This is a genomic window from Chamaesiphon sp. (genome assembly GCF_041737865.1).
Lineage (GTDB): Bacteria > Cyanobacteriota > Cyanobacteriia > Cyanobacteriales > Chamaesiphonaceae > Chamaesiphon.
Genome location: NZ_JBGSQZ010000133.1, coordinates 1 through 3,852, shown reverse-complemented (window position 1 = coordinate 3,852; position 3,852 = coordinate 1). Strand labels below are relative to the sequence as shown.

6 protein-coding genes are annotated in these 3,852 nt (G+C 39.8%); all 6 read left to right on the top strand.

What is annotated here, in order from left to right; translation table 11 throughout:
• The first annotated feature begins 139 nt into the window (after nt 1–139).
• The 6 genes from ACEW9J_RS09455 (at nt 140) to ACEW9J_RS09430 (ending at nt 3,581) form a co-directional block, all read left to right on the top strand.
• Nucleotides 140–316, top strand: a complete 177-nt coding sequence (locus ACEW9J_RS09455) for a hypothetical protein (RefSeq protein ID WP_373544877.1) — start codon at nt 140–142, stop codon at nt 314–316.
• Nucleotides 317–395: 79 nt separating this feature from the next.
• Nucleotides 396–812, top strand: a complete 417-nt coding sequence (locus tag ACEW9J_RS09450; protein WP_373544876.1) for a hypothetical protein — start codon at nt 396–398, stop codon at nt 810–812.
• 4 nt (nt 813–816) lie between these two features.
• Nucleotides 817–1,389: a siphovirus Gp157 family protein gene (locus tag ACEW9J_RS09445; protein WP_373544875.1), complete on the top strand. Its 573-nt coding sequence runs from the start codon at nt 817–819 to the stop codon at nt 1,387–1,389.
• A gap of 379 nt (nt 1,390–1,768) precedes the next feature.
• Entirely contained in the window at nt 1,769–2,050 is a 282-nt protein-coding gene (locus ACEW9J_RS09440) for a hypothetical protein (protein WP_373544874.1), read from the top strand.
• A gap of 202 nt (nt 2,051–2,252) precedes the next feature.
• Complete coding sequence (locus tag ACEW9J_RS09435; RefSeq protein WP_373544873.1) at nt 2,253–3,002, top strand: hypothetical protein; 750 nt, start codon at nt 2,253–2,255, stop codon at nt 3,000–3,002.
• Between the two features lie 243 nt (nt 3,003–3,245).
• Nucleotides 3,246–3,581: a hypothetical protein gene (locus ACEW9J_RS09430; RefSeq protein WP_373544872.1), complete on the top strand. Its 336-nt coding sequence runs from the start codon at nt 3,246–3,248 to the stop codon at nt 3,579–3,581.
• Nucleotides 3,582–3,852: the final 271 nt, after the last annotated feature.

The window sequence follows — 3,852 nt, the reverse complement described above, 5'->3', positions numbered from 1 at the left end:
AATCCCAAGCTATTATCAACAAGTAATGCTTATTGATAATAGATTGGTAAAGTATCTTGTTTTGACAATTGATATTTATTGCTCAAACACATTCAGAGACTTGATTTGATGATGAGGCATAGCCTCATCGAACTCAGGTTTGGACGATCTACCGTTGCTTTGTCAGGATCTAAATGATTCGGATAAAAAAGAGATTGTAGAAATCATTCAATCCATTGATGATGAATTATTTTATCTCTATGGCGATCGTCAATATCTAGATATTCAAATCCAGTCTTTAGAACCAGTTAGAGAAAAATTAGCTCTGTTAGTATGAGTATTTTTCTTCAATCCCAACTATCAAATTATTAAAAGCGCAAACCAAATGCCAAAAATAACTCAATTCATTAAATAACATGCTGACCTACGACAGCATCTATAACTATCGAATCCCAGGTCATAACATTGACTCTCAATGTCGGCTGATAGTCCCTTCGCTGGACTCTACTCCAGCCATTTCAGAGAGAATTGGGCATGGTGTCAAAGTAATCGTTAGCGAACTTCCTGATAACCCAGGCATGAGTATCTGCAACGCTTTTAAATTTCTAGCGCATAAAATCTGCCTAGAGTTTGAAATCGATCCCCATCGATTAATTTATCTGGAGCATTGGGGTAAATGGTCGGCAGAACGAGGAGGATACGATCGCAAAACCGAAGAATACTCATTAGTTGAATTTCAAGTTAGAGATTATCATCCGTACCAACTTAATTGGAGATATTTGCTTCCAGCAGATGTCAACCTGCTCCAACAATTTTTGAAACTATATCAATAAAACTATGCCATCACTAATTAATTTGGAATCAGAGCGCGATCGACTTGTCGAGGAAATCATGGAGCTTGCCGAATCAACCTCCGCTGACGAACTTGCAGGTGCAACCGAATCGAAGGGGGCTGACGAACTACTTAGTAAATTTAACGAATTGGAAGCTGCTATCATCGATAAAGTCGATGCGATTGCGGCGGTTGTTGCTGCCCAAAAAGGTGACATTGCCTATCTGAAGTCTCGCCGCGACGAATTTACTCGTGCGATCGATCGTAAAGTCAAAGCACTTGAAAAATTCGAGAACTACCTCAAGTCGATTGTTACTAACCGTCCTGATGCCCAACTTAAAGGTAAGGATGCAACCATTAAGGTTGTCAAAAATGGCGGCATTCAACCCATTTGGCTCAATCCAGATATCGAGGAGCGAAATTTCCCCCCAGAGTTGGTAACAATTGCTACAACCTATAAAGTCGATCGTCAAGCCGTACTCAAAAAGCTGGCGGAGTCTGGGGAAGATAGTTTAGTAGTAGATGGCGAATCAATTGCTTGTCTAAAACCCAGAGGGACACACCTACGAATCGGCTAAAATCAAAGAGGTAATAAATAGAAATCTATTTATTACCTCTTTGAAATTCACAGTATAAATTAGACTATTTGATAACTAGATGTACTGCACTTGCAGAATATTGTTTTCTTATGCCAGAATATCATATCAACGAATTTTTTGATAATTTGCCCGATAATTTGCCTGGGAGCGCAGAGCGATTAATGCGATCGCCCAAGTTATTTACTGGGAAGATGCCTACGTTGGTAAAGGTATACCGCTAATATTGCATGGAAACAATCGATTAGATATTTGTAAGCAAATTAGATCGGGAGCATCCACTTTCGGATGAAACATAATTATTACGCTCTGGAAACTATACTATGTGGGTTGTCTAAAAAAGTCGATCTGCCAAAAGTGGATGCTCCCAATTAGATCTAATCAACAAGAGGTAATCGTTGTTCCTAATTATTTGGGTAAATATACAATTATCAAGGAAGTTAATTATAGTAATAAACGTTTTATTGATTCAATAGACTTACAGGTTTATCAGATCGATCGTAAATATTTATCTGGTTTTCTATCGGGAGCAATTGTTTGTGCTGTCGCCATTCTCGTAACTCAAGTATCAGTAATTCAGCTTGGGTTTATTATAACTATGGTGCTGTTACTTTTTTATTGGGCGCGTACACATCAAATTTAATTGTTCTACTAGATCTCGACCTTCTTTTAGCCAGCGATCCATAGTCGCTGGCTTTTTTGTGTCTACATCCCTGAAATAGTCTCGCTCCCGATTGCACCAGTCGTCAATCGATCTCAACTGGGACAAAGAAATACTGCTACTAGATTTAAGACTGCGGTAGCAGTAGGGCTTTGATTTGCTTATTATTACGAGAGCGAAAAATATGTCTTCAATTATCAAGTCCGAAGAAAATGGCATTGAATTTTACACGATCGCGGCGACGGGTGAGTCTGGTATGAGCCAGAGTGGTTTGGCGATTCTATGCGGGGTCGCTCGTCAAACCCTTCAAAGTATGTTGAAGACCCTTGCAGAAAAAGCACCTTCAGAGACTTTGAAGCCGTGGTTAGGCAAGTCTTTGACCCTTGCCGAGAGCGGCATTATCGATCGTAAACCAGTTGGTAAACTGAATATTTATGCTGCTGACTTCTGCGCTGCGGTCATTCAGCATTATGCTTTTGCTGGTAATAAAACGGCTCAAGTTTCGTTAACTAAGTTTGCCACGATAGGTATTAATCTCTGGATTCAAGGAATTACCCGCTGGGATTCAACACCACTAGACTTACAGAACGTTATCGCTACTGCTCAAAAATTCCTCGGCGAATATCTAGACTGCCAAGAAGATCTCGAATCAAAAGTTACCAACCTCGAAGAACTCGTCCACCAACACGACGGGGAAGTCGATCGCATCTTTCACCCAGACGGTACGTATTTTTCGATTCGCGGTTATGCCAATAAGCTCAAGCGAAAGTTATCCAAAAAGGAAGCCAGCAGTCTTGGACGTGCGGCGACCAAAATATCTCGGCAACTAGAAATCTCGATCGATGAACTCGAAGACCCACGTTACGGCGCAGTTAACGTCTACCATGAATCAGTTCTAGCGCAAGTTTTCAACAGTCTACCACCTTCAAAATAACGGCTCTTCTGGACTTATGGGGGAAAATGGATCTAAAACGATCACCTTATTACTAGTACCAGCCTGAAACCCTTGCTAAATAACAGTCTTGAGAAAGATAAGTTTAAATTATCACCGTAACTGCTGGAGAGCCATCATGGCTCATTAGATGCTGTCCCAAGATTGGTTATGTACCGATTCAATCGTCAAATTTACTGGATCGTCTATTTTAGCACATCAACAGTTAACCATCGATCGATTTGCATGATTATCGCTAATGCCCAAAACGTCAATCGTATCCGCTCTGATTTCAATTTCACCGATCGATTACCAACTACTAAGCAACTTGCTAAAAATTATCTGAGCAGCGGCTTGTGTAATCATCGCTGGTTAGGAACTGTTGAAACTAGCAAGCAGCTAATTGTTAAAGCTTTTGATTGGTACCTATCTCAATCGTTCGCCCCTGGCAGAGCTTCGCTCATCAATACCCAATCCGATGCGGCTATTTGTCAGTTAATCGAAGAAATTAATGGTAAATATGCTGTCGAGCTTGTTAAACAATTGCCTGGGGCTTGGCGAATTCCTAGTATCCGTCGATAACTTTATTTCTTATTATCCCACATTCCGCACTTCAATTTTCACGACAAATACTTAGTCTTATTTGTTACTCATTTAAAAATGAATACGCAAGCAAAAAGACTAAAACAAGTCCAAGCTAATACTACATTTTAATTATCGAGACAGTAATAAGATCGTGGATAAAACTCCCACTAACTTTATAGAGAAATGAATTTTAAACTAGAAGAAATTGAAATTAAAAATCTAGATCACTTAGGAATAGTTGCGGGAATTATAGATGAAATAGGGATCG

Bases quoted from the DNA above. Each gene is read 5' to 3' on its own strand.
- ACEW9J_RS09450 (WP_373544876.1), top strand. From the start codon at position 396: ATGCTGACCTACGACAGCATCTATAACTATCGAATCCCAGGTCATAAC.
- ACEW9J_RS09430 (WP_373544872.1), top strand. From the start codon at position 3,246: ATGATTATCGCTAATGCCCAAAACGTCAATCGTATCCGCTCTGATTTC.
- ACEW9J_RS09445 (WP_373544875.1), top strand. From the start codon at position 817: ATGCCATCACTAATTAATTTGGAATCAGAGCGCGATCGACTTGTCGAG.
- ACEW9J_RS09435 (WP_373544873.1), top strand. From the start codon at position 2,253: ATGTCTTCAATTATCAAGTCCGAAGAAAATGGCATTGAATTTTACACG.
- ACEW9J_RS09440 (WP_373544874.1), top strand. From the start codon at position 1,769: ATGCTCCCAATTAGATCTAATCAACAAGAGGTAATCGTTGTTCCTAAT.